Source organism: Pedobacter chinensis (genome assembly GCF_003339865.1).
GTDB classification, from domain to species: domain Bacteria; phylum Bacteroidota; class Bacteroidia; order Sphingobacteriales; family Sphingobacteriaceae; genus Pedobacter; species Pedobacter chinensis.
The window spans coordinates 173,530-199,811 of record NZ_QPKV01000009.1; the positions used below are offsets into that span (position 1 = coordinate 173,530).

Genomic DNA, 26,282 nt, shown 5'->3' on the forward strand with positions numbered 1-26,282 from the left:
CTCAATTTAACCTTGAACAAAAAAACAATCTCCCTACCCACTATTTCTTTGCGAGTTTTAACCTTAATGGTTTTTCTTTTTTCTTGTAGCATTAGTCTTAAGGCGCAGAAAATCACTAAACCAAATGTGATTGCCTATTACACTGGCGGAGGAGGAACTCTTATTGATAGCTTCCCTGTTGAAAAGCTAAGTCATTTGATTTATAGTTTTGGGCATTTGAAAGGCGATAGCCTGAATATTCACAGCGCAAAAGATTCTGCTTTGATTTCGAAAATGGTTGCGTTGAAAAAACGCAATAAAGATTTAAAAGTGATGATTGCCATGGGTGGATGGAGCGCTTGTGCATCTTGCTCTGAAGTATTCAGCAGAAAAAATGGTCGGGAAACTTTTGCACAAACCACAAAAGAATTACTTGATTATTTCCAGGCCGATGGTATAGATATCGATTGGGAATACCCCGCAGTTGTCGGTTATCCCGGACATCGGTATACTGAAGATGATAAACATAACTTCACCTTGCTGATCCAGGAGCTTCGTAAAAAACTTGGCAAAAAAGCTGAGATCAGTTTTGCGGCCGGAGGAACAAAGAACTGTATCGATTCGTGTTTTGAGTGGAAAAAAGTAATGCCGCTTGTTGATCGCGTAAACTTAATGAGTTATGATCTGGTAAGTGGTTATGCCACTCAAAGCGGACATCACACCCCATTACATTCCACTAATGAGCAACAACTATCAGCCGATTATGCTATAAAAGAAATGATCAAATTGGGGGTTCCTGCTCAAAAAATCGCTTTAGGCGCTGCCTTTTATGCCCGCATTTTCCAAAACTCAACTGAGGCGAATCGAGGCTTGTATCAACCAACAAAATTCTTGAGTGGCCTTTCTTATAAACACTTTGCCAACCAACTCACTGAAGAAAAAGGCTTTAAATATTATTGGGATGAGGTGGCCAAAGCGCCATATTATTACAATGCAGAAACCCGGCAATTGGCCACTTTCGATGATCCAAAATCTATAGCCTTAAAAACCAGATATGTTATTGACCATAAGTTAAATGGCATTATGTTTTGGGAGTTAACTGATGATACTTACTCAAATGGTTTATTGGAGGCGATTGATCGCTCAATAAAATAGTGCAACAATTATTTTTATGTTTTAGGCTTACAGCCCTTTCTCCCAAGAGTTTTAAGTTTCAAACCTGCGAAGTTCTGCCCTGCCATTGGCCTTTTGAAATTTCGCAAGTTAAGGTTAATACTGACTTACGAAGTTTTGTTGGGTTGGAGGTTAGGGAAACTTCGTCAGTCTGGGTATAATTTAAAAAACCGTCATTGCGAGGAGAAACGACGAAGCAATCTGTTTTACTATCAATTACTGCATTGGAAGATTGCCTCATTCCACCTCACAATTCCTTTCTTCGATTCGCTATGACGAGCGCTTTGATGCTCTAAAAGTCGCCGTTTACTTTAAATTTTTGAACCTTTAACCATCCTGCCATTAAATTAAACCAATCTGTAGTACTGGTTTTATTTATTAAGCCAAATCCATGTCCGCCCTGATCGTAATACAATAAATTAGTTGGAACTTTGAGCTCGAGCAAAGCTTTATTCATCAATTCACTATTCGCCACCGGAACGGTCTGATCATCTTTGGCATGAACAAAATATGTTGGCGGTGTATCTTTAGTCACGTTTTTATTAGCAGAAAAATAATGTTTCAAACTGTCTGGCGGATTGGTGCCCAGTAAGTTTTTCATTGTACCTGTATGCACTGATTCTTCAAAACTGATTACAGGATAAATTAAAACAGCAAAATTCGGCCGAAGATCAATTTTCTCCAGATTAGGAATTTTAATATCGTTATAATGGGTTATTAATGTTGATGCAAAATGTCCACCTGCAGAAAAGCCCAGAATCCCAACCTTATTGCTTTTTATATGGTACTTTTTTGCATTTTTTCTAACCAGATAAATTGCTTTTTGCGCATCTTGTAAAAGTGCGTATGTTTTATCAACCATTATTTGATCGCTTGGCAAACGATATTTTAGTACAAAAGCAGTTACCCCTATTGCATTAAATCGCTTCGCAACATCAATTCCTTCATGGCTAAAAGCCAATGCACCATATCCACCACCCGGGCAAATAATCACAGCAGTACCCGTTGCAATATCTTTTGGGGCTTCAAAAACAGTTAACGTTGGAATGGAAACCCTGGTAATGCTCCATGTTCCATTTGCCCTGATTTCTGTATTTTCAACATAAGTTGCAGGTGTTGGTTTTGCGCCCGGAATGCTATCAGCGTAAAGCGGAATAACTTCCTGAGCTTTAGAAAATTGAACTGCCATGAAAAAAAAGATGAAAAAAAGTGATGATTTTGCCATTTCTATTCTTTTAAAACTCCATTAAATATGCTTTCAAAAAATCATTTATATCGCCATTTAAAACCGCATCGGGATTTGAAGTCTGATAATTTGTGCGATGATCTTTCACACGTCTATCATCTAAAACATAACTTCTGATTTGCGATCCCCATTCTATTTTCTTTTTAGAACCCTCAACCGCAGCAATAGCCTCATTTCGTTTACGTTCCTCAATTTCATATAACTGAGATTTTAATAAACGGATTGCATTCTCTTTATTTTGAAGTTGAGATCTTGATTCCTGGTTTTTGATGATGATACCCGATGGTTTATGGTATAAACGAACAGCAGTTTCCACCTTGTTTACATTTTGTCCACCAGCACCGCCAGCTCTAAAGGTTTCAAATTCAATATCTGCAGGATTAACGTCAATCTGAATCGTATCATCAACCAATGGATAAACATAAACAGAAGCAAATGAAGTATGACGACGGGCATTTGAATCGAATGGAGAAATACGAACCAATCTGTGTACACCGTTTTCACCTTTCAAATATCCGTAAGCAAAATCTCCATCAAATTGAAGCGTTACCGATTTAATTCCTGCAATCTCTCCTTCCTGACTGTCTTGTTCTGTGATTTTATAGCCGTTTTTTTCGCCCCACATCAAATACATCCGCATCAGCATGTAAGCCCAATCACAACTTTCAGTTCCTCCGGCTCCAGCTGTGATTTGCACCACTGCAGAGAGCTGATCTTCCTTATTGCGAAGCATATTTTTCAGTTCCAATTCTTCAACAGCTTTTTTACTGACATCGAATTGCTCCTGAAGTTCACTTTCAGATGCATCGCCAGATTGAAAAAATTCAAACATGACAGCAGCATCTTCCACTGCATTATTGGTCTGGTTAAAGCCGTCAGTCCATTTTTTCTTTGAACTTATTTCGGCAAGTATTTTTTCTGCTTTTTTTGGATCGTCCCAGAAATCGGGCGCCATTGTTAATTTTTCCTCTTCACGGATGGCATAGAGTAGCTCATCAACGTCAAAGATGCCTCCTCAGGGACGTTACTCTGTCCCTTAAATCCTGAATCTGTTCTTTGGTCATAGTGGCAAATATATAAAATCGTTTTGAGCATAGCGCATATTGGGAGGCGATTAATATTACTGTTTCTGATTTAATTATTCTTCAAACCATTAATTCAACCTCAAGAATAAGTTGATGAACTATTTTTTCATGCCCATATAATCCAGGGTAAGGTTAGCCAATAACTTAACGCCCAAAACAAATCCACTTTCATCTAAAAAGAAGTCGGGTGTATGGTGTGATGCGGTTTTTAAAGGGTCTTTTCCTTTTGGCATCCCTCCAAGAAACACAAACAATCCCGGAACTTTTTCCTGAAAAAAAGAAAAATCTTCAGCACCAGTAACAGGTGGTTTAAGCATCACATGATCTGCACCTGCAGTAGTCCGCATACTCGGAAGCATTTTTTCAGTTAAAGCAATATCATTGAATGTTACCGGATAATGATTACTGTAAGGGATTTTAACTTCAGCTTTTGCTCCGCCAGCTTCTGCTGTTTTAGTTACAATTGTTTTTATTCTTTCAATGAACATGGCTTCATCTTCCTTGCTAAAATTTCTGACCGTTCCTAACATTTCCACTTTCTCAGGAATGATATTTGAACGAACACCACCATTAATAGCACCAATGGTAACCACACCCGGATTTTCGGTCACATTGAGATTTCTACTCACAATAGTTTGAAGATTATTCACTATCTGAGCCGAAATCACAACCGGATCAACACTGCTCCAGGGATAAGCACCATGTGCCTGCCGGCCGGTTACAGTGATCTTCATATCGTTTACTGCTGCCATTGTACCTCCAGGGCGGTAAGTTACATTGCCAACTTCAGTTTGAGCATTGATGTGTAAGCCAAAGATAGCTTCCACTTTAGGGTTTTCTAAAACTCCCTCCTTGATCATTAATGCCGCACCACCTTCTTCGCCCTCCGGAACGCCTTCTTCTGCTGGTTGAAAAATAAACTTTACTGTTCCCGGAATATCTTTTTGCATGGAAGCCAGCACTTCTGCAACGCCCATTAAAATAGCAACATGGCTATCATGACCGCAGGCATGCATTACGCCAACCTCCTGACCATTATATTGTGTTTTAACTTTTGAAGCGAAGGGTATATCAACTCTTTCTGTTACGGGCAATCCATCCATATCCGCTCGTAAAGCAACTACGGGTCCTGGTTTTCCGCCTTTTAAAACTCCCACCACACCTGTTTTAGCAACACCAGTTTTAACAGCTATCCCTAAAGATTCTAAATGTTTAGCAATAATTCCTGCGGTTCTTACCTCAGTGTTTCCCAATTCAGGGTGTTCATGAAAATCTCTTCGCCATGCAATAATCTTGCTCTCAATGGCGTCAGATTTTTTGGCTACCACCGAACGTAATTCTGATTTTTGCGCAAAAGCGCTAATTGAAATTAATAAGAATGCAACCAGGTATACTTTTTTCATGAAAGAAGAGTGTTTAGGTTTATCGAAGTTCTAATCTAATGAAATTTAAGGAGATTGCAATTGTACGGTAAGAAAAAGAGATTGTTCCAAAAAGTCAGCGGGTTATTCCACCATGCCCTATCATATGATCACGAATCTATAGGGTGCATCATTCCAGTGAACGGGGATCGTAATGCGATAGATATGACTAATTAACCCCTTTACTACATTATTTTTCAATAGCGAAAGTTTTAAGATTCCTATCCTGCGTGGAAATGAGGGGAAAGCATGATTTAAATTTTCTACCCTAATTAACGTTTTGGATGTTTGTATTGTTATAACTAGCGATAGTTGTAGGATTTTTCATTGTTAGTTTATATTTCCAAAGGTGTTCAAGCTTGCTTCGCAGGTGCTTCGTGCCCGCAATTGATGGATTAAGCCCCAAAACGTTAATCAATAGATTTTGGTAAGTGTTATAAATAATGAACCAGCAACGGATGTTGATCAATTTATATTCTTTAATCCATTTTAAAAAATCTTATTGATTTTGAACATTAAAAAGACAGTTTTAAATTTTTGCTTTATTACTTTTACAAAAAACAAAGAATATGTTACCAAAAATAAATTTCACTGAAACCGCTGCTTACAAATATCTGGCTGATCATTTTATAGATATTAATCAGAAAAGCATTAAAGATCTTTTTGCTGAAGATCCCGATCGTTTTAATAAGTTTTCTGTTTTTTTTGAAGATATTTTGCTGGATTACAGCAAAAACAGAATCAGCGATGAAACCCTGGCGCTGTTGATGCAGTTGGCCCGTGAATGTAAATTGGATGAGGCCATTAAAGCTATGTATGCTGGCGATAAAATCAATGAAACTGAAGATCGTTCAGTACTTCATATCGCATTGCGTAATTTAAGCAACACTCCAATTCTGGTTGATGGCAAAGATGTAATGCCTGAAGTAAATGCTGTTTTAGCTAAGATGGAAAAATTCAGCAACAGCATTATCAGTGGCGAGTGGAAAGGCTATACCGGGAAAGCCATTACCGATGTGGTTAATATTGGTATTGGAGGTTCTGATTTAGGTCCGGTAATGGTTACTGAGGCGCTTAAGCATTATAAAAACCACCTCAATATACATTTCGTTTCAAATATTGATGGAACACATATCGCCGAGACCTTGGCAGAGCTCAATCCGGAAACCACACTGTTTCTCGTAGCATCCAAAACTTTTACCACCCAGGAAACCATGACTAATGCTCATTCTGCACGTTCCTGGTTTTTAGATAAGGGTGGTAAAGAAGATGACATTGCTAAGCATTTTGCAGCACTATCAACCAATGCAAAAGATGTTTCTGCTTTTGGCATTGATACCGAAAACATGTTTGAGTTTTGGGATTGGGTTGGTGGGCGTTACTCATTATGGAGTGCAATTGGTTTATCAATTTCTCTGAGCATTGGTTTTGATAATTTCAAACAACTTTTAGCTGGTGCACATGCCACCGATAATCATTTTAAAACAACTGAATTTGAAAGCAATATTCCGGTTATTTTAGGTTTGTTAGGTATTTGGTATATCAATTACTATAATGCAGAAACCCAGGTTATTTTACCTTACGACCAATACATGCATCGTTTCGCAGCTTATTTCCAACAGGGAGACATGGAAAGCAACGGGAAACATGTGGATAGAAATGGTAACGAAGTTGATTATGAAACTGGTCCGATTATCTGGGGTGAGCCAGGAACCAATGGTCAACACGCTTTTTACCAGTTAATACACCAGGGAACCCGAATTATTCCTGCTGACTTTATTGCGCCGGCACAAAGCCTAAATCCACTGGGCGATCATCATCCGATTTTATTATCGAACTTCTTTGCACAAACTGAAGCTTTAATGAATGGTAAAACGGAGGAAGAAGTTATTGCTGAATTGGAAAAAGAGGGTAAATCTGAAAACGAGATTTCCAAAATAGCTCCTTTCAAAGTATTTGAGGGGAACAGGCCAACCAATTCCATTTTATTGAAAAAAGTTACGCCTTACACACTTGGCAGTTTAGTGGCGATGTATGAACATAAAATCTTCGTTCAGGGTGTGATCTGGAATATCTTCAGTTTCGACCAATGGGGTGTTGAGCTAGGCAAACAACTGGCAAAAAAGATTCTTCCAGAGCTGGAGGGAGATCAAAAAGTGGAGAGCCACGACAGTTCTACCAATGGATTGATTAATCAATACAAAACCTGGAGATAATCAATAGAAAGGACATCAAAAAACCATTTTTTCAAGCGTAACGCAGTGCAAGCAGGAAATTTTTCAAAATAGAATTATCTATTGTCAGATTTCTTCATTGCGCTGCGTTGCTATTAAAATGATAAAATAAACTTTTTCGGGCCACTCTTTTTCTATTATATTATGTAATAATTCCAGCTAATTTCATTGTCAGTTTATGGAATCTTTGAAACCTGCACATCTTTAAATTGTTATATCATTAAATCACACGTTATGAAACAGTTAAAATTAATATTGAGCATGGTTTTAGTAGCCTCATCGCTACAGTTGCTTGCCCAAACCAATAAAGAGACCACGGCCAGAATTATCAAGGAAAAAAATTACACTTTTGTTGCGAATACGGCCATTCCCATGTCAAATATGGATGTATCCAGGGTTTTAGAAAGAATGCCGGGAAATACCGGTGGTGGCTCCATCAATTTAAATGGTTCGCAATATGATTTCAGGGTAACGAAAGATAGTGTTGTTGCTTTTCTTCCATATTTCGGCAGGGCATTTAATGCACCACTTAATCCTAATGAAGGCGGAATAAAATTCACTTCGAAAGATTTTACTTACAATGAATCTGTCAATAAAAAAGGTGCTTACACTGTCCAAATCAACACCAAAGACATTAAGCGGGAAAATTACAGGTTAACCTTAAATGTATCAGTTAATGGGTATGCAACCCTTGTAGCAAGCGGCAATAACAAACAACCCATTACTTTTAACGGTTATTTGGACGAACCGAAGAAAAAGGATAAATAATTGTATCTGGTTTTACCGCCGACTTTGTTTTGTAAAAGGCAATGCTTTATTAAAGTTTGTGTTCCATCGGCTACGGATTCTTCATTGCGTTCAGAATGATAATACCTGAAATGTGCCTGTCATTCTGAGGAACGAAGACCGCGAAGCAGCTACGAAGTAAATCCCTGACCTACAAGCGCTGTACCTGATTTACCACTGAATTTGTATTGTAAAGGCAATGCTTTATTAAAGTTTGTATTCCATCGGCGACGGATTCTTCACTGCGCTCAGAATGACAATACCTGAAATGTGCCTGTCATTCTGAGGGACGAAGACCGCGAAGCAGCTACGTAGTAAATCCCTGATCTACAAGCGCTGTACCTGATTTACCGCTGAATTTGTATTGTAAAGGCAATGCTTTATTAAAGTTCCATCGGCTAAGGGTTCTTTGCTGCGCTCAGAAGGACAATACCCGAAATGTGCCTGTCCATTCTGAGGAACGAAGACCGCGAAGCAGCTACGAAGTAAATCCCTGACCTACAAGCGCTGTACCTGATTTACCACTGAATTGTTTTTGTAAAAGATACTGTTATTGTTAGCGTTTGGTATTCCATCGCCTAGGGATTACTCATTAATTGTACTCATGCCTGCTTCGCAGGTCTTTACTGCGTTCAGAATTACAGGTTGAATTTTAAGCCTCTCCTATTTCTTTATTATTTTGATCTCAAATATGTGCGGCCATTTTTTACCCGTTACAAAAAGCCTTTTAGTTGCTTTATCATAGGCAATCCCATTTAACACATTATTTGCCCGTTCATCTTCAGTTTTAAAGTATTCTGCCGAAAAAATCCCCGATAGATCAATTCTTCCTTCAACAGCGCCATTTTCCGGGTTGATGATCAAAATATCATTAGTGGTATAAACATTTGCATAGATTTTACCATCAATAAATTCCAATTCATTTAAGTTTTGAATCGGGCCTTTATTATCATATACATCAATAGATCCGATCCTGTTATATTTATCCTTATCCAAAAAGAAAATTGTATTTGAACCATCAGTATTTAATACTTTTTGTCCATCAAATGCCAAGCCCCAGCCTTCTCTTCCTGTTGTATATGAAAATTCAGAAAGTTTTTTTAATGTTGCTTTATCATAAACAAACCCAATTTTTTCGCGATAAGTAAGTTGGATGATTTTATTTCCTATAACTGTTATTCCTTCGGCAAAATATTGTTGATCGACAGGAGTAGATTGTACAATTTTTCCTGTTGAAGGTTCAACCTTCCGTAAGCTTGAATGCCCGTAATCTCCGGCACTTTCATAGAAAAAGCCATCATGATATTCTAAACCTTCTACATAAGATGAAGTATCGTGAGGCAATGATTTAATTACTTTATAAGTATACTCAACAGGAGCCTGTGCAGCCAAAATATTAATGTTCGTGGTTAACTCTTCAGGTTCTCCTCCACCATAAATTTTTGCTGTTAAAATATGGCTTCCTAATTTTAATCCTTCAGTTTTAAGTTTGATGGACATCGTATCTACCTTTGAACTAACTTTTACCGTATCAATTAAATAAATAACTGAATCTACTTTTTTCTCTGTACCAAATTGAATTTTCACTTCAAATTCTTTTCCATACGAAACATTCAATCCTATCATCGGAGAAAGAAAGCTGCGATAGGTATTGGTTAAACGATCTTTACAGGCGCTTGAAAAAGCAATAACGATTCCGATAAACAGTGTTTTTTTGATTTGATTAGTCTTCAGGCCAAAAAGCATCTTCAATGTGATTTAAGTTATAATTTTTGTTTTTTGTAAAGGTAATGGCAATAATATCAAAACGAATATCATTTTTATGGTTCATTATTTCAATATATTCGCTTGAAGCGAGCTCCATTTGTTTTTGTTTGGATTTATGTACAAATTCTTCAGGTTGACCAAAAGCAATTGATGTTCGGGTTTTCACTTCCACAAAAACCATTATGCCATCTTTGTAAACAATTAAGTCAACTTCAGCTTTGCCATGCGTCCAATTCTCATCCAGCACTTCATAACCATTATTTACCAGATATTGTTTGGCAATACTTTCGCCTTCTTTTCCTAAGTTGTTATGAAGCGCCATTTTAATTTCTGAATGAGTGAATGTAAAAAACTTAATCTTAAAATCCTTAAATCCAATAAATCTTATTCCTATTTAACGATAACCGAGCCTAAAAATTTAGAGATTTCTCTTTCAACGCCTTTTATCACACCATAACGCTGCATTAAAATCATTTGATTATCGGTGTCTTTTTCCTCTTTAATCTCTTTTAAAAGATTGGTTAAAATTTTATCGACCTTACGTTTTTTCAAATGAAAGATACCACCTAAAACCGTTGCTTTAAGATTCATGCTTTCATCTTTTACATAAATTAAATGTTTGTTCAGCCAGTTCTCACTCAGCGCATATTCTGAAGTGGAAAGGGTAATGGCCAAATCTGCAATATCTCTTTCTTCATGTTTGATAAAGTGATTAGCGGTCGGCAATCTGCCCTTATCTATTTCTGTTTTATAATGATCAATGATCTTTTTGCAAAGGGCATTTTCAAACTCAACATCAGCTAAGTTTTGCATGATAAAGGGACCAATGTACATATCATCAATATTATCCCAGTTCACAAACTCGTGACCATAAGCCAATAGCAAGCGAACAATTTCTTTTTCTTGATTTTCGTCATTCTCTGCTGCACTCTGCTGACCAGAAGGGCCTGCCGTGTCATCCCATAAATCATCAGGCGGACCAAGTGGTTCGGGCGCACCTGATGAAAACGTATTTTGATTTGAGGTATTATTATTGGCCCGCTGATTGCTTTCAAAGTTTTTCTTAACCTTATTAGAGCGCATTTTGTTCAATTCGCTCATTAAGATTCGTTCTTCAATTTCAAGCAAACTGCTGGATTCCCGAACAAATACTGATGCTTTGATTGGATCAGGAATTTTTGCGATACTTTCTACAATATCACGGATGATACCTGCTCTTTTTATCGGATCATTCCCTGCATCTTTTAGTAATACATTGGCTTTGTATAAGATAAAGTCTTTTCTGTTTTGCTCTAAATAGGTTTTAAAGGCTCCAGCACCTACATGATGCATATATGAATCGGGGTCATGCCCGTCAGGAAAGGAAACAATTTTAACATTGAGTCCTTCTTCCAGAATCATATCCAAACCCCGGAGTGAAGCTTTTATACCTGCAGCATCACCATCAAACAAAATGGTAATGTTTTGAGTGAAACGGCCTATCAGCTTAATCTGTTCAACCGTTAGCGAGGTTCCGGATGAGGCAACCACATTTTCAATTCCTGCCTGATGAACGGAAAGCACATCGGCATAACCTTCTGCTAAATAGCAATTATCTGAATCGCGAATGGCTTTTTTTGCGTGGAACAAGCCATACAGCACATTTGATTTATGATAGATTTCACTCTCGGGAGAATTAACATACTTCGGAACATTTTTATCGGTTTTAAGTGTTCTTCCCCCAAAACCAATAATCCTGCCTGTAAAATTGTGGATTGGAAACATCACGCGTCCTCGAAAACGATCGTAGATTTTTCCATTATCATTTTTAATAGACAATCCTGTGGATTCTAAAAATTCGAGTTTATGCCCTGCACTGACAGCGCTTTGTGTCATGGCATCCCAAACATCGGGCGAGTAACCAACTTCAAATTTTTTCAGAATATCTTCTCTGAAACCACGTTCCTTAAAATAACTTAGGCCAATGCTCTTTCCTTCATCGGTTTCCCAAAGTTGTTTCACAAAAAATGCTGCTGCAAATTGAGAAACGATATATAAACTTTCCTTCGCACTTTGGGCTTCGGCATCTTGCGGGGTAAGTTCTGTTTCCTGAACTTCGATATTGTATTTATTGGCTAAGAACTTAAGCGCCTCTGGATAGGAATATTTTTCATGATCCATGATAAAACGCACCGAATCTCCACCTTTACCACAACCAAAGCACTTGTAAATCCCTTTGGTTACCGATACGTGAAACGACGGTGTTTTTTCTCCATGGAAAGGACAATTACCAATCAAACTGGTTCCGCGTTTTTTTAAGTGCACAAAATCCCCTACTACCTCCTCAATCCGGGCGGTATCCATTATCTTATCTATCGTTTCGCGGTTTATCATATACCCCAAACCCCTAAAGGGGCTTTTACCTTTTTATCTTAATTTATGATGTAAATGCTTCAGACGAAGCAATCTGTTTTACCGGTGTTAATTTCCTCGGTGCAAAATTAAAAAGATTGCTTCACTCCCCTCACAACCCTTCCGCTTCAGTTCGCAATGACGGAACCTTTAACGTCATTGCAGGGAGGAACTACGAAGCAATCTGTTCCACCGGTGTTAATTTCCTCGGTGCAAAATTAAAAAGATTGCTTCACTCCTCCTCACAACCCCTCCGCTTCAGTTCGCAATGACGACAGCCTTTACCGTCATTGCGGGGAGGAACGACAAAGCAATCTGTTCTACTATTTTTAATCCGCTTATCACAAAATCAAAAAGATTGCTTCACTCCTCCTCACAATCCCCTTCCTTCAGTTCGCAATGACGACAACCTTTAACGTCATTGCGAGGAGGAACGACGAAGCAATCTGTTCTGCTATTTTTAATTTCCTTATCAAAAAATCAAAAAGATTGCTTCACTCCTCTCACAACCCTTCCGCTTCAGTTCGCAATGACGACAGTCTTTAACGTCATTGCGAGGAGGAACGACGAAGCAATCTGTTCCACCGGTGTTAATTTCCTCTTATCACAAAATCAAAAAGATTGCTTCACTCCTCCTCACAATCCCCTCCGCTTCAGTTCGCAATGACGATGGCCTTACCTTACCAAGGGTAATAACTGGTCAGCAACAAGTTTATTCCCTGCATCATTTAAATGCACCCTATCAGTGGTTAAAACCCCTTTTTCATTATCCTCAGGATTATGTTTTACCTCGTAATCAGTAAAAACTTTTCTCAGGTCGCAAAGTGGAAGATTGTTCTTCAATGCCAATGCTCTGATACCATCTGCATATTTATTCAAGTCGGCATCGAGTTCATTTGTACCGTCTTTCTTCTCTCCAACAACCGATGGTGTACAAAGCACCACCTTGCTCCCAACGCCCTGAATTTTATTAATCAAAGCCTGATAAAACTTCAAATATTTATCATAATCAGTTCCAGTATGCGAAGATTGCTTATGCCATACATCGTTAATACCAACATAAATTACTACCAAATCTGGCTTTTTATTGAGCACATCATCTTCTAATCTTAAGTATAAGTCATAAACTTTATTGCCCCCAATACCAGCACCAATAATGTCGTATTTAGTTGAATCCAATGCTTTCCTGATTAGTGTAACATAACCATTTTTGGAAACACCTTGTTGTGTAATCGAGTCGCCGAAGAAAATAATTCGTTTTGGTTTCAATGTCATTGATGTAAATGCGATTAAGCAAAAGCCAAGTAAAATACTTGTTTTAAATAGATTTTTCATGTTCTTATTAATTGGTTAGATTATTTTTTATCACTCTTTTTGAAATCCAGATCCTGGAAATCGAAGCTGAAATCAGTTAACGGAGAAATCGCCTCCATTTTAAAGCCATCGGCTATGGCATTATTGTCAAGACTAAAGTTAACAAAAGCATCAGCATCCAAACTTCGATCATACCATTTTACTATAAACGTATTTCCTTTGTAATATGTCATATCGCCTTTTAATTTTGGCGAGTTTTTAGCCTGGAAATGCATTTTACCATTTTGTTCGTTAATCGTAACATCTCCAAACCAGGCATCGTGAAATATTCCCGAATAATTTTTAATCTCAGGTTTTATTGAATTTACTTTTTGTTGCGACTCGATATCTGCCCAAACTTTAGCAACCAATTCATTCGCCTGCTTCTCATTTCTAAGTCTGTTATCGTTATAGGTTTTTATTCTGTCTTGACCTTTAATTCCTAAATAACCATCTTTTATTGAATTGGTAATCGCATTAAATGCTGCACCAGATTGTTGATTAGTTAATACAATAATCCCCAGTTTCAGATCAGGAAGGATGGTAACCTGGGTAACGATACCAGATAAACCGCCAGTATGAGTAGCCTGAAAATTACCATTAACATTACTCAAAAACCAACCTAAGCCATAACTGCTAAAACTAGCAGGATTACCACCTGCAATGATAGTTTGCGGTGTCCAGAGTTCTTTAGCTACCGAAGGACTAAATAATTTTTTATCCAGGTTTTCGCCATATTTACCACCATTAATCATCGCCATTACCCACTTACTCATATCTGTAACATTCGAATAAATACCTCCTGCGGCGTTTGCTATTTCTCCAAAGCTTAAACCCACCGGAAGCAATTTTCCTTCGTATGGCGCATGCCCGTCAATTATATTGGATTTATCTTTTAATCGATACCAGGAAGCAGCAGTTTTTGTCATGCCCAAAGGTTTAATGATTCTGCTTTCGATAAAATCTTCGTAGGTAATTCCAGAAACCCTGGCTACTATATCTCCGGCTACGATATACATTAAGTTATCGTAGTCATATTTGGTACGAAAGGAGGAAACCGGCTTTAAATAACGGAGATTGTGAATAAGCTGTTTTTTATCAACTGTTGATGAATCAGGCCAGATCATTAAATCACCTGCCCCTAAGCCCAATCCACTGCGATGCGTTAATAAATCGCGGATGGTAAACTCACTGGTCACATAAGCATCATACATCTTAAATTCCGGAATAACATCGGTAACCTTTGTATCCCAGGTAATTTTCTTTTCATCAACCAGCATGCCCAAAGCTGCTGCCGTAAAAGCCTTTGTATTTGAGGCTACGCCAAAAAGCGTATTTTCATCAACTTTTCTATTGGTTTTAATGGAGCGTACGCCATAACCTTTCAAATGGATTATTTTGTTGTCTTTTATCACAGATACTGCAATACCAGGAACATTAAAAGTGGTTAAGGTTTTTTCCACTAAACTATCAATTTGTTTTGAGGAAAGTACCTGCGCCTGCAAATTAACATAGCAAAACAACAATAAAATAGCAGCTATTTTAAATTTAAAGGGAGAGAGGAATTGCATTTTAATTGGTTTAATTAATCGTTTAAAGATAATAAATCTTTCATGCGATTTTAACCTTATTTATCCTTTTCAAGCTTGTAATCCTTATGAACAATCAGGAAACTTGCCCGTTCCTCCTTTTTGAAAGGATAATCCCAATTGCCCTGATAAGTGATTTTTGTAGGTAATTTATCATCGCCAAAATAGCCCATTTCAATGTTCATTTGCACATCAAAATCAAAAAGCATATTGCTGTATTTCATATCCACATAACGGCCGAGAATATTGAAATTTCGTTTATCAAAAATAGTTACCAATTCTTTGATCATGAGGCCATCTTTTGTCCACTTGCTTAAATCGGGTTTAACCGAAACCTTAAAGCGATAAACCGGAATAGAATCCAGATAGGTTCCGCTGGTAAAGCCATAATCATAATACTGGCGCATATTGGCTGAGAATATTTCAGTCTTGCTCCCAATAAATGGAACCTTAACCGGACGACCAGGATTAAATATGAGTGTTTTCAGTTTATTCTTATAACTTTCATTTGTCCCTCCTTTTCCATCGCCCGTAGGCGCATTTGGCACAAAATCGGTGTTATAAGCGTTCATAAAAATGTAATCGAACATTTCTATTGTGTAAAGCTGGTATTTTCCATTTTTCTTGTAAAGATTACCACTTTCTTCTTTTACAAGATACTCCATTTTATATTGCCCGGCATTGTTATGCCTTATTTTCCGATAAATCTTACCATCAACTTTGTTCTTTTTATCGTAGCTAAAAATTCGATTCTCGGCGATAAAGCTATAGCGTTTCATGTCTCTGAAGGATTGATAAAACGAAGTATCGTTAACAACCCGATTAATAAAGGTTTCGATGTTTAACCGCTCTGCTTTGATGTTCACGGCCGAATCAAGTGTAATCGTCTTGATCGTATCGGGGTTAAAACGTGGGATTTCCTGAGCAAAACCGCTGTAAAAAAACGAGGTAAAAAGTAAAAACAAAAATATTTTCTTCATGCTATGTTTTATAGGCAAAAACGATGCCCTTTATAAATGGATGATTCCAGATGAACTTTTTACTTCTAATTTCCCAGTTGTTTAACAGCAATGTAGGCCATTAATCCTGTTGATATTTTCAAAGCATCTTCATCAATATCAAACTTTGGTGTATGCACCGAATACTGGGTATCTTTTGCTGCATTACCAGTACCTAAACGATAAAAACAGGCATCTGTTACTTGTGAGTAAAAAGAAAAATCTTCTGCAGCCATCCAAATATCTAAATCAATAACATTTTCTTTTCCTAAAAAATCTTCAGCGAACGATCTTGCATTTGCAGTAAGCTTTTCTTCATTAATTAAAAACGGATAACCTTTATGGATATCGAAATCACAACTACCGCCCATGCTTTCAGCAATGCCTTCGGCCATTTTCTTCATCCGTTTATGTGCCTCCGCTCTCCAGTCTTCATCCAGAGTTCTGAAGGTACCCTCTAATTTCACTTCATTGGGAATAATGTTCGTTGCTCCATTTGCTGTTACCTTACCGAAGGATAGAACTGATGGCAAACGTGGGTCGGCATTACGCGAAACGATTTGCTGCAATGCGATAATGATGTGCGATGCAATCAATACCGGATCGATATTTTGATGAGGTTGTGCGCCATGGCCACCTTTTCCGGTTACGGTAACATATAATTCATCGGTTGATGCCATATAAATACCCGAGCGAAAACCCACTTTACCTGATTCGATGAGCGGCATAACATGCTGACCTACGATATAATTTGGCTTTGGATTTTCCAGGACTCCTTCCTTGATCATGATACTTGCTCCCCCTGGAAGCAATTCTTCTGCAGGTTGAAAAATCAATTTTATCGTACCACCAAATTCATCTTTTAGCTGGTTCAAAATATAAGCAGATCCTAAAAGCGAAGATGTATGCACATCATGACCGCAAGCATGCATAACACCATTGTTTTTGGAGCGGTAAGGTTTATCATTTGCTTCCTGAATTGGCAATGCATCCATGTCAGCACGCAAGGCAATAACCTGATCTGATGGCTTATTTCCTTTAATTAAGCCAACTACACCAGTATTTGCACAATCAGTAAATTCAATGCCCCAGTTTGTTAGTTTTTCCTTAACAAATTTAGAAGTTTCAAATTCTTTAAATGATAATTCAGGATTGGCATGAATATGTTGACGAAAGCCTACTACCTCATTAAAAATATTGGCGGCTAGTTCTTGAATTTTATTTTTGATCATCAGTTGTGGTCGGGTCTAATTGTGGAGCATTTATTTTCTCCCTAAAAATGAATAAAGTTGGAAAAGCGGGTCGGATCTCGTTCATTAAACGCTGAGCTTCTAACCGTGTTCTGAAATCGCCAACACGGATATAATAATTTGGTTCCTTATAAATGAGATATGTATTAAATTTTGGATACAGTGTTTTAAAACGAGCTTGCTGGTTAAATACTTCCCGCCTATCAGATCCATAGAAAATCTGAACCCTATAACCATACGATGAAACGATTGGCTTGCCAACTTTTGCCTCACCAGCTGTTTTATACACTTCAGAACGTTTTGCAATCAAGCTGTCAATCAGTGGATCTTTTATAACGATTACTTCTCCTTTTTGAGCAAAAGATGCCGTGAACAGAAATAAGCAGAATATAAAAGTTAATGTTATTTTCATGTGTAATAAACCTTGATCTTTCAGAAATTGTTTAGAAAACAAGAATGCCGAATTCATTGCAAAATTCGGCATTCTTTATGGGTTGTGCAAATCAGTTATTGCCTGGCTTAGTTAAAAGGGGTTAATAATCAAAAGATTGGGTATTTTATCGAAATCTTTAATGTTTCTGTTGATGAGAGTTAGTTTTATTCTGATTTATTACCGATATCATTTGACATTTTTACCAAGTTCTAATTTTGACAGTTAAAGAATTAATTTATCAGGATTTTGATTCGTAGGCCAAATGGTATGGATTGTGATCTGCAAATTATCACTTTCATAAAAAATGATATAATCCAGTACGATTAATCCTCTAATATTCTTATTTGAGGATTGAATTCCTAACTGTGGATTTCTTATAAGCTGTTTAATTTCTTTATTGAATCTCTTATAAAGTTTTGCTGAATATTTTTTATTTCCATTCCTTTTAGCATAAAAATCAAGTATGGCATAAAGTTTAATTCTCGCTTTGTGCGACCAGATTATTTTTTTAGCCATTCGTTTATTTCATCATCAAGCGTAGATTGTTCTACGAATAAATTATTTTTTATTTGCTCTTGGGATGAAATAATTTCTTCTCGCTGTTCAGGAGACAGATCTAAGATTTTGTTTTGTGAGTTTGCATCAATAATTGTAACTCCAAATTCCTTAAGAATTTGTTTTACAATTGTACTTTTCTCATCTGGAACTTCAATGGTTAATGTTTCCATATTCAAAAATACTAAATTTAAATTAGAAATTTCATCAAAAGAAAAAGCCAGAATTTCATAAGAAATTCCAGCTTTGTATATTGATCTACTTCTTACAAATTAGCTCCGTGGCAGTTTTTAAATTTCTTACCGCTACCACATGGACAAGGTTCGTTACGTCCAACTGTTGCTTCCTTACGAATGGGTTGTTGTGGAACTGCTTCGCGGGTATCGCCAAATTCCACTCCTGGTTGCTCGCTTCCAAACTCTTGCTTGGTTGTTTGCAACTTCGGCTGTTTTACCGGAGCTGGTGCTTCTCTAACCTCGTCAGCTTCTTGCTGAACAGGAATGCCACCTTTGTATAAGAAACTTACTACTTCTTTATTTACAGCATTAAGCATGTTTTTAAATAAGTTGAAAGCTTCCATTTTATAAATTACCAATGGATCTTTTTGCTCATAAACAGCATTCTGAACGGATTGCTTCAAATCGTCCATTTCGCGTAAATGCTCTTTCCAGCTATCATCAATTAAAGCAAGTACAATTGTTTTTTCGAATGAGCGAACAACTTCTTTTCCTTTATTATCAATTGCTTTTTTCAAATCAACTGCAACCTGTATACCGCGAATACCATCGGTAAAAGGAACAACAATTTGCTCAATGTGCTGACCACGTTCCTGGTAAACCTGTGTTAATACCGGCAACGATTGTTGAATAATCGCTTCTGATTTGCGGGCGTAAAATGCTTCAGCTTCCTCAAACAATCTTTCTGTTAACTGTGTGATATTGGTTGATGAGAATTCCTTTTCAGTGATGGCTGTATCTAACGAGAAGTTTTTAATTACTTCCAGTTTGAAACCTTCATAATTTGCTTCCTCTTTGTATTCAGTTACGATATCTTCGGCAACATCGAAAACCATATTGTTCATATCCACATCTAAACGTTCGCCAAATAGAGCGTTTTTACGTTTAGCATAAATAACTGTACGTTGAGAGTTCATCACGTCATCGTACTCCAATAAACGTTTACGGATACCGAAGTTGTTCTCTTCTACTTTCTTTTGAGCACGTTCAATAGATTTAGTGATCATAGAATGCTGGATTACCTCGCCATCTTCAATTCCCATACGAACCATAATGCTGGAGATTCTTTCTGAACCAAATAAACGCATTAAGTTATCTTCCAGTGAAACAAAGAATTGAGATGAACCTGGATCACCCTGACGACCTGCACGGCCACGCAACTGCCTGTCAACACGACGAGACTCGTGACGTTCCGTACCAACGATTGCCAAACCACCAGCATCTTTAACGCCTGGACCTAATTTAATATCGGTACCACGGCCAGCCATATTGGTTGCAATGGTAACGGTACCTGCCTGACCAGCTTCAGCAACGATATCTGCTTCTTTCTGGTGCATTTTAGCATTTAACACATTGTGTTTAATTCCACGAAGTTTAAGCATACGGCTTAATAATTCTGAAATCTCAACTGAAGTTGTACCTACTAATACCGGGCGACCAGCTTCAGTGAGTTTTACAATTTCATCAGCAACGGCATTATATTTTTCGCGAACGGTGCGGTAAACGTAATCTTGTTCGTCTTTTCTTGAAATTTGCCTGTTGGTTGGAATTTCAACCACATCTAATTTATAAATTGACCAGAATTCGCCTGCTTCCGTAGTTGCAGTACCCGTCATACCGCAAAGTTTGTGGTACATACGGAAATAGTTTTGCAAGGTTACTGTAGCATAAGTTTGAGTAGCATCTTCAACTTTTACATTTTCCTTAGCCTCAATCGCCTGGTGCAATCCGTCAGAGTAACGGCGGCCATCCATGATACGGCCGGTTTGCTCATCTACAATTTTAATCTTTCCTTCATCGATAATGTATTCTACATCAATTTCGAATAAAGTGTATGCTTTTAGTAATTGGTTAACTGAGTGAATACGTTCTGCCTTAACAGAATAATCACGCATAAGGGCATCTTTGGTAATTACTTTTTCTTCCAAAGGCAGATCAGATTTTTCTAATTCTGCTATTTCAGTACCTACATCAGGCAATACGAAGAAATGTGGATCTTCACCTGATTGGGTAATCAATTCAATCCCTTTTTCAGTAAGTTCAACCTGATTGTTTTTCTCATCAATATAAAAATACAATTCAGAATCTACCTTAGGCATATTTTTAGATTGATCTGCCATGTAATGGTTCTCAGTTTTTAACAACAAACCACGAACACCACTTTCACTCAAAAACTTGATTAAGGCTTTGTTTTTTGGCAAGCCACGATAAGCACGCAATAACGCCAATCCGCCTTCGCCTTCTTCAGTTCCGGTGTTACCGGCATTAATTAATTTTTTTGCTTCATTTAAAGCCTGAGTAACATATGCTTTCTGCGCATTAACCAAACGCTCGATACGTGGTTTCAACTCATAAAATTCGTGCTGATCTCCGTGAGGAATCGGACCAGAAATAATCAACGGTGTACGGGCATCATCAATTAAAACTGAATCGACCTCATCCACCATTGCAAAGTGTAGTTTGCGCTGCACCAATTGGTCAGGTGTTTGCGACATATTGTCACGCAGGTAATCAAATCCGAACTCATTATTGGTTCCGTAAGTGATATCTGCAGCATAAGCTTTTCTTCTTTCTTCTGAATTTGGTTCGTGTTTATCTATACAATCAACACTTAAACCATGAAATTCAAATAATGGGCCATTCCATTCACTATCACGACGAGCAAGGTAATCATTCACGGTAACGATATGAACACCTTGTCCGGCAAGTGCATTTAAATAAGCCGGCAATGTACTCACTAAGGTTTTACCCTCACCTGTAGCCATCTCTGCAATTTTACCACTGTGTAAAACGATACCACCAATTAACTGAACATCGTAGTGAACCATGTTCCAAACTACTTCGGTTCCTGCGGCATCCCAACGGTTTGCCCATTGTGCCTTATCACCAATAATTTTAACATTGCTTTTACGAGCAGCGTAGTCTCTGTCGAACTGTGTAGCAGTAACTTCTAAATAATCGTTTTCACTCAAACGACGGGAAGTTTCTTTAACCACCGCAAAAGCCTCGGGAAGAATTTCAAGAAGTACTTTTTCTAATTCTGCATCACGGTCTTTGCCTAATGCATCAACCTGATCATAAATAGCTGTTTTTTGATGAAGATCTAATTCATCACTTTCAGCCTCAGCTTTTAAAGCCGAGATCTTACCATCGATATCAGTTAAAAAAGCAGAAATTCTACCCTTAAATTCTATCGTTTTAGCACGTAGCTCATCATTGCTTATTGAAGACAACTTAGCATATTCTTCATTTATTTTAACAACCAATGGCTGAATAGCCTTTATATCTCTTTCTGATTTGCTTCCGAAAATCTTCGCTAAAAATCCTAACATTATATTTTAAATCGTATTTATATTAAAAAAACTGGTGTGTTACAACAACCAAGCCATTGTCTTCCCTAAGTCAGTTTGGCAGTTATAAGGGGCTAAAATTAAGGATATATTCTAAAATATCAGGCATATTGATTGATGATAAATGAAATCATCTATACAAAAGCATAAATTATCGATACTTGAAAGATAAATTATAAGGTTATGCGTTAATTTGTTTTATGCTAAAAAAATTAAATTTTAGAATAATCATTCAAATCATTGCTGCGATATTTTTGCTAAGCCTGCCGCTTTTAATGGTTTCAGATCAAAATATAAAATATTTCATTTCAGGCCCGGGATTAATAAAATACTCACTATTCTGTTTGGTTTTTATTTCGGTTTACTTTCTACATGCCCTTTACTTGTTTCCAAAACTATATGGAAAATCAAATACCTTATATCTATTGAGTATCATTGCCATTCTGGCTTTTATATTATGGCTAAGGCCTTTTGATCAATTTGTTTTCCAACACAAAAACTTTACAAATTCATTCTCCAAATTCGACCGCCCGCCAACCCCTGCCGAACGTGAACACGCTCCCCGATTTGAAGGCAAAAGTTTTCCTCCGGCTCCGAGTGGGAGACCAAATAATGGCCCCAGAATTGATATTGCGAGTGTTTTCCTGTTTTTTCTTGCCATCATTATTAGCTTCACAAAAGAAACCAATAAACAATTGAGTTTAACTACGCAGCGGGCACTTATTGCCGAAGCCGAAAAAGTACAGGCTGAACTCTCTTTTTTAAAAGCCCAGGTAAACCCACACTTTTTGTTCAATACACTAAACAACATCTATACGCTTGCCGTGATTAAAGATGAAAACACAGCGCCTTCCATCATGAAGTTATCAAATTTAATGCGATATATAACTGATGAGGCCGGACACGATTTTGTAGACCTGCAACAAGAATTAGATTGCATTACCGATTTTATTGATTTGCAAAAATTAAGGCTTACCAAAAAAACTGAACTCATATTCGAAGTTGAAGGAGATTTTGAAAACAAAAAAATTGCACCCTTACTATTATTAGCTTTTGTTGAAAATGTTTTCAAGTACGGAATCAGCAATCATAAAACCAACAAACTCATCATTAGAATATTTTGCAAACAGAGTTCACTAATTTTATTTTGCCAGAATACAACATATCCTGATAAGATCAATACCGAGCGAAGTGGGATTGGCCTGGAAAACACCAAACGACGCTTGAATTACCTTTACAAAGGCATGCACATCTTGAATATAGAAAATAAGAACAGCTTGTTTACCGTGAATTTAAATATCCAATTATAATGGTTAAAACCTTAAAATGTGTGATTGTTGATGATGAACCACTGGCTGCAGCATTGATAAAAAGTTATGCAGAGGCTACTGAGCATCTAGAAATTTCAGGTGTATTTGAAGATGCCATTGTGGCATCAGAATTTTTGAATATTAATAAAATTGATCTTCTTTTTTTAGATATAAACATGCCGGATATTACCGGCATAGATTTATTCAAATCATTAAAAAATAAGCCCATGTTAATTTTTACCACGGCTTATAAAAATTTCGCATTTGAAGGGTTTGAACTCGAAGCGATTGATTATTTACTAAAGCCAATAGATTACTTTAGGTTTAAAAAAGCAGTAAACAAGGCAAAGGAATTTTATCGTTATCAACACGAAAAACAAACAACCGGTGCTGAAGAAAGCATATTTGTTCATTCAGAATACAAACTCATCAAAATTAATTTAGCTGATATTTTATACATCGAAAGCCTGGAAGATTATGTTAAAATTCATTTACAGGGGAGTAAAATGGTTTTAACATTAATGTCTTTAAAAAAAATGATGGATAAATTACCGGCAGATAATTTCAAACGGATCCACAGAAGCTTCATGGTATCTGTACAGAAAATCAAAGCCATCCATAACAGGAAAATAGAGTTGGTTACAGGAGATATATTACCCGTTAGTGATACTTATGCGGAGGTTATAAATGAATGGAAAAACAGTTAATCAGGCACTTAACACTTTTTAACTAAATATTAGTTTGTCGACACAAAACTTCCCTCTACCGATACATCCTTGCCTGGCCTTTAAAATCTTTAGACTTTTAGACTTTAGCTAAGTCAACTAACAAAAATTTAAGGGTATGGAAAGAAAAAATTTCATCAAAAGCTTAATGATTGGGGCAATTTCAACCCCTGTGATTATCGAAGCTTGCAAAAAAACCGGCATTACAGACGGCAATACATCAGGCTCTGGAACACCCGGAACCATTGCCAGCACAAATGGTACCTGTACAGTTGCACCAACAGAAACAGAAGGACCATTCCCTACAAAAGTACCTGCATCATATGTTCGCAGCGATATAACCGATGGCAGGACTGGTTATAAACTGACAGCAAAAATTACCATTGGCAACATCAATAATAATTGCGCCGCATTGGCCGGCGCTATTGTAGATATCTGGCATTGCGATGCAGAAGGAAATTATTCTGAATATGGTGGTACCGGAATGCAATCTACAAACTATCAATCTGTACATTTCCTGCGTGGTCGTCAAACTACAGATGCGAATGGATTGGTAACTTTTACTTCCATTTTTCCCGGCTGGTACAGTGGGCGTGCCACGCATATCCATGTACATGTTTACAATGCCGCCGGAAATTCATTAAACGTAACTCAAATTGCGTTCCCTGAAGGATCCGGAAGTTCTGTTGCCCTGGTTAACGGATATAGCAAAGGCATGAGCGGCTATACCTACAATAATGCTGACAATGTTTTCAGTGATGATAAAACAGGTGTTCAGATTGCGGCAGTAACCGGAACATTGGCCACTGGTTTCGACCTTACTTTTAAATTAAACGTAAAAGCATAATTTCATCGTTATTGTTTATTTTTATCTAGACGTTAGGAATTCTTAACGTCTTTTTTTAATTTATGCCATGCCGAAAAAAGTGATCATCCTTTGTTATAGAAAAATAATTGATTCAACAACTACTAATCCCTGGGATAAGTTTATTTATGAAGATAGTTTTGCCGAATTTAAAATGCAATCGCAGTTTTATAATCAGGAAGAACAATACAATACTTTTGCTGAGTTGATTTTAAATGTTCCAGGCTCAGAAAAGCTTCATTTCTTGGTAAGTGCGGCAATTACAGGATATCTGCGCCAATTGAATGGCATTATACCCGATATTTTAGATAACCTGGGCAGGCGTTTTCTTGCTTTTGAAAACTTTAAGTTTGAAATTATCAATTCAGATATCAATAACATTGAAAAACATAAGGTGGCCATAAACTTTTTTTCAAAGCCTTTGGTTTGGCACGATACCGTAGATAACCATCTACTGGTTTCACAATTTACCGAAACAGCGCAGGATGAGGTTTTTACTAATCTATTCCAGATCCAACCCTTTGTGAGTATTCATTCCATTAAAACATTAGGCTAATATGGAATTAACACCCGGCAAAATATTCCTGGCCGATCAGCGTGGTTTAGCAGAAACCGCTGTTTTAAGGCGATTCAGTACTTTTAATTTCGAAAAGTATGATGATGAACATAAACAACCTTCAGGAGATTTATTTATTTGCAACGATGAATTGATCGTTGGCGGAAAACTTATTTTTTTCCTTTCGAAGGAAGACTCTTATCAAATATTTTTTCCAATTACCGGTGGTTTGGATATTGTACAGGGCGGAAAAGAATTTGCTGTTGATACCGGGCAAGTGCAAGTGCTGAATTTAGGTAAAGGCGAAGTTTTAGAAATCAGCAATCCCTATCCAAACGACATGATCAATTACCTCCAGATTGGCATAAAAACCGACATGTTTCTGTTAAGGGCAAGTGAAATGTTGTTTAGTTTTGATTTCGAAAAAAATCAAAATCAACTTATCGAGATTATTTCCAGTCCTAAATTACCTTTCAAATTGAGCGCAGGTATTTTTGCTGGTCGTGAAGAAGAAATTTACAAAATGCAAAGTTCTCAAAATAAATTCTTCTGTTTTATTATTGATGGAGCATTTGAAGTTGAAGGGAGATTGCTGCATGTGCGGGATGGTTTGGCACTTTGGGATTTGGAACAGGTTGAATTGGAAGCGTTGAGTAATAATGCTATCGTTTTGGTATTGGAGCATGGTTAGCTAAGGGATTAAGCATCTTTCTTGTCTGGCGTTCATATTGTTAAGGTCCTGAAACAAGTTCAGGGCTTTGTAAAATAAACTGTGTCAATCTAAAATAATGCTTCTCAAAAAAATCAATTCAAATCTAATATCATTCTATCAGGAAACCAAATGGCAAGTTTTTGAGCAGTTGTAGCCCAATTGCTCAGCGGCATTGTCCATTTCTGACTGATGTTCTTTTGCGCCAGATAGATCAGTTTCAGCAAAGCCATATCTGATGTGAATGCACCCTTGGTTTTGGTGACTTTCC

22 protein-coding genes and 1 pseudogene are annotated in these 26,282 nt (G+C 37.3%); 8 read left to right on the forward strand and 15 right to left on the reverse strand.

Annotated elements, in window-relative coordinates; all coding sequences use genetic code 11:
- Positions 1 to 12 precede the first annotated feature (12 nt).
- Positions 13 to 1,134: a glycoside hydrolase family 18 protein gene (locus tag DU508_RS19435; RefSeq protein WP_115404431.1), complete on the forward strand. Its 1,122-nt coding sequence runs from the start codon at positions 13 to 15 to the stop codon at positions 1,132 to 1,134.
- Positions 1,135 to 1,444: 310 nt separating this feature from the next.
- Here the strand turns inward: DU508_RS19435 and DU508_RS19440 are convergent, their stop codons facing one another.
- From DU508_RS19440 to DU508_RS19450, 3 genes are all read right to left on the reverse strand, one after another.
- Positions 1,445 to 2,341: an alpha/beta hydrolase gene (locus DU508_RS19440; RefSeq protein ID WP_233509683.1), complete on the reverse strand. Its 897-nt coding sequence runs from the start codon at positions 2,339 to 2,341 to the stop codon at positions 1,445 to 1,447.
- Between the two features lie 46 nt (positions 2,342 to 2,387).
- Positions 2,388 to 3,462 (reverse strand): peptide chain release factor 2 gene (gene prfB / locus DU508_RS19445; protein ID WP_115404433.1). Its coding sequence is split into 2 segments (ribosomal slippage): positions 2,388 to 3,401 and positions 3,403 to 3,462, totalling 1,074 coding nucleotides; the frame shifts between segments, so codons are not numbered across the junction.
- Between the two features lie 119 nt (positions 3,463 to 3,581).
- Positions 3,582 to 4,886: an amidohydrolase gene (locus DU508_RS19450; RefSeq protein ID WP_115404434.1), complete on the reverse strand. Its 1,305-nt coding sequence runs from the start codon at positions 4,884 to 4,886 to the stop codon at positions 3,582 to 3,584.
- A 587-nt stretch (positions 4,887 to 5,473) separates the two neighbouring features.
- Here DU508_RS19450 and pgi point away from each other — a divergent pair.
- Positions 5,474 to 7,120 (forward strand): glucose-6-phosphate isomerase, encoded by a 1,647-nt coding sequence (pgi, locus tag DU508_RS19455; RefSeq protein WP_115404435.1) that lies wholly within the window; start codon positions 5,474 to 5,476, stop codon positions 7,118 to 7,120.
- A gap of 252 nt (positions 7,121 to 7,372) precedes the next feature.
- Positions 7,373 to 7,906, forward strand: coding sequence for a DUF4251 domain-containing protein (locus tag DU508_RS19460; RefSeq protein WP_115404436.1), 534 nt, complete (start codon positions 7,373 to 7,375; stop codon positions 7,904 to 7,906).
- A gap of 681 nt (positions 7,907 to 8,587) precedes the next feature.
- Here DU508_RS19460 and DU508_RS19465 read toward each other — a convergent pair.
- From DU508_RS19465 to secA, 11 genes are all read right to left on the reverse strand, one after another.
- Positions 8,588 to 9,670, reverse strand: coding sequence for a glutaminyl-peptide cyclotransferase (locus DU508_RS19465; RefSeq protein WP_115404437.1), 1,083 nt, complete (start codon positions 9,668 to 9,670; stop codon positions 8,588 to 8,590).
- Positions 9,648 to 10,013 (reverse strand): YraN family protein, encoded by a 366-nt coding sequence (locus DU508_RS19470; protein WP_115404438.1) that lies wholly within the window; start codon positions 10,011 to 10,013, stop codon positions 9,648 to 9,650. The genes DU508_RS19465 and DU508_RS19470 overlap by 23 nt, the downstream gene beginning before the upstream one ends.
- A 68-nt stretch (positions 10,014 to 10,081) precedes the next feature.
- Complete coding sequence (gene dnaG, locus DU508_RS19475; protein WP_115404439.1) at positions 10,082 to 12,064, reverse strand: DNA primase; 1,983 nt, start codon at positions 12,062 to 12,064, stop codon at positions 10,082 to 10,084.
- A gap of 693 nt (positions 12,065 to 12,757) precedes the next feature.
- Complete coding sequence (locus tag DU508_RS19480; RefSeq protein ID WP_115404440.1) at positions 12,758 to 13,417, reverse strand: SGNH/GDSL hydrolase family protein; 660 nt, start codon at positions 13,415 to 13,417, stop codon at positions 12,758 to 12,760.
- 20 nt (positions 13,418 to 13,437) lie between these two features.
- Entirely contained in the window at positions 13,438 to 15,006 is a 1,569-nt protein-coding gene (locus DU508_RS19485; protein WP_115404441.1) for a serine hydrolase, read from the reverse strand.
- Positions 15,007 to 15,062: 56 nt separating this feature from the next.
- Positions 15,063 to 16,004, reverse strand: coding sequence for a hypothetical protein (locus DU508_RS19490; protein ID WP_115404442.1), 942 nt, complete (start codon positions 16,002 to 16,004; stop codon positions 15,063 to 15,065).
- Positions 16,005 to 16,069: 65 nt separating this feature from the next.
- Entirely contained in the window at positions 16,070 to 17,254 is a 1,185-nt protein-coding gene (locus DU508_RS19495) for a M20 metallopeptidase family protein (RefSeq protein WP_115404443.1), read from the reverse strand.
- The gene (locus tag DU508_RS19500) at positions 17,241 to 17,684 is read right to left on the reverse strand and encodes an SPOR domain-containing protein (protein ID WP_115404461.1); all 444 of its coding nucleotides are present in this window, start codon (positions 17,682 to 17,684) and stop codon (positions 17,241 to 17,243) included. The genes DU508_RS19495 and DU508_RS19500 overlap by 14 nt, the downstream gene beginning before the upstream one ends.
- A 243-nt stretch (positions 17,685 to 17,927) precedes the next feature.
- Positions 17,928 to 18,221 carry a type II toxin-antitoxin system RelE/ParE family toxin gene (locus DU508_RS19505; protein ID WP_115404444.1) on the reverse strand — a complete coding sequence of 98 codons (294 nt, stop codon included), beginning with the start codon at positions 18,219 to 18,221 and terminating at the stop codon, positions 17,928 to 17,930.
- Positions 18,206 to 18,433, reverse strand: a complete 228-nt coding sequence (locus DU508_RS19510) for a hypothetical protein (RefSeq protein ID WP_115404445.1) — start codon at positions 18,431 to 18,433, stop codon at positions 18,206 to 18,208. Before DU508_RS19510 ends, DU508_RS19505 begins: the two co-directional genes overlap by 16 nt.
- A gap of 92 nt (positions 18,434 to 18,525) precedes the next feature.
- Positions 18,526 to 21,828 carry a preprotein translocase subunit SecA gene (gene secA, locus DU508_RS19515; protein WP_115404446.1) on the reverse strand — a complete coding sequence of 1,101 codons (3,303 nt, stop codon included), beginning with the start codon at positions 21,826 to 21,828 and terminating at the stop codon, positions 18,526 to 18,528.
- Positions 21,829 to 22,046: 218 nt separating this feature from the next.
- Between secA and DU508_RS19520 the strand changes: the two genes are divergently transcribed.
- From DU508_RS19520 to DU508_RS19540, 5 genes are all read left to right on the forward strand, one after another.
- Positions 22,047 to 23,156: a sensor histidine kinase gene (locus DU508_RS19520; protein WP_115404447.1), complete on the forward strand. Its 1,110-nt coding sequence runs from the start codon at positions 22,047 to 22,049 to the stop codon at positions 23,154 to 23,156.
- Positions 23,156 to 23,863, forward strand: a complete 708-nt coding sequence (locus DU508_RS19525; protein WP_115404448.1) for a LytR/AlgR family response regulator transcription factor — start codon at positions 23,156 to 23,158, stop codon at positions 23,861 to 23,863. Before DU508_RS19520 ends, DU508_RS19525 begins: the two co-directional genes overlap by 1 nt.
- A gap of 136 nt (positions 23,864 to 23,999) precedes the next feature.
- Positions 24,000 to 24,728, forward strand: coding sequence for a dioxygenase family protein (locus tag DU508_RS19530; RefSeq protein WP_115404449.1), 729 nt, complete (start codon positions 24,000 to 24,002; stop codon positions 24,726 to 24,728).
- A 67-nt stretch (positions 24,729 to 24,795) separates the two neighbouring features.
- A complete protein-coding gene (locus DU508_RS19535; protein ID WP_115404450.1) occupies positions 24,796 to 25,302 on the forward strand; it encodes a hypothetical protein in 507 nt (168 codons plus the stop codon).
- 1 nt (position 25,303) lies between these two features.
- The gene (locus DU508_RS19540) at positions 25,304 to 25,993 is read left to right on the forward strand and encodes a pirin family protein (RefSeq protein ID WP_115404451.1); all 690 of its coding nucleotides are present in this window, start codon (positions 25,304 to 25,306) and stop codon (positions 25,991 to 25,993) included.
- Positions 25,994 to 26,106: 113 nt separating this feature from the next.
- Here the strand turns inward: DU508_RS19540 and DU508_RS24420 are convergent.
- Positions 26,107 to 26,282 (reverse strand): annotated as a pseudogene (locus DU508_RS24420) (IS256 family transposase); the annotation flags it as partial.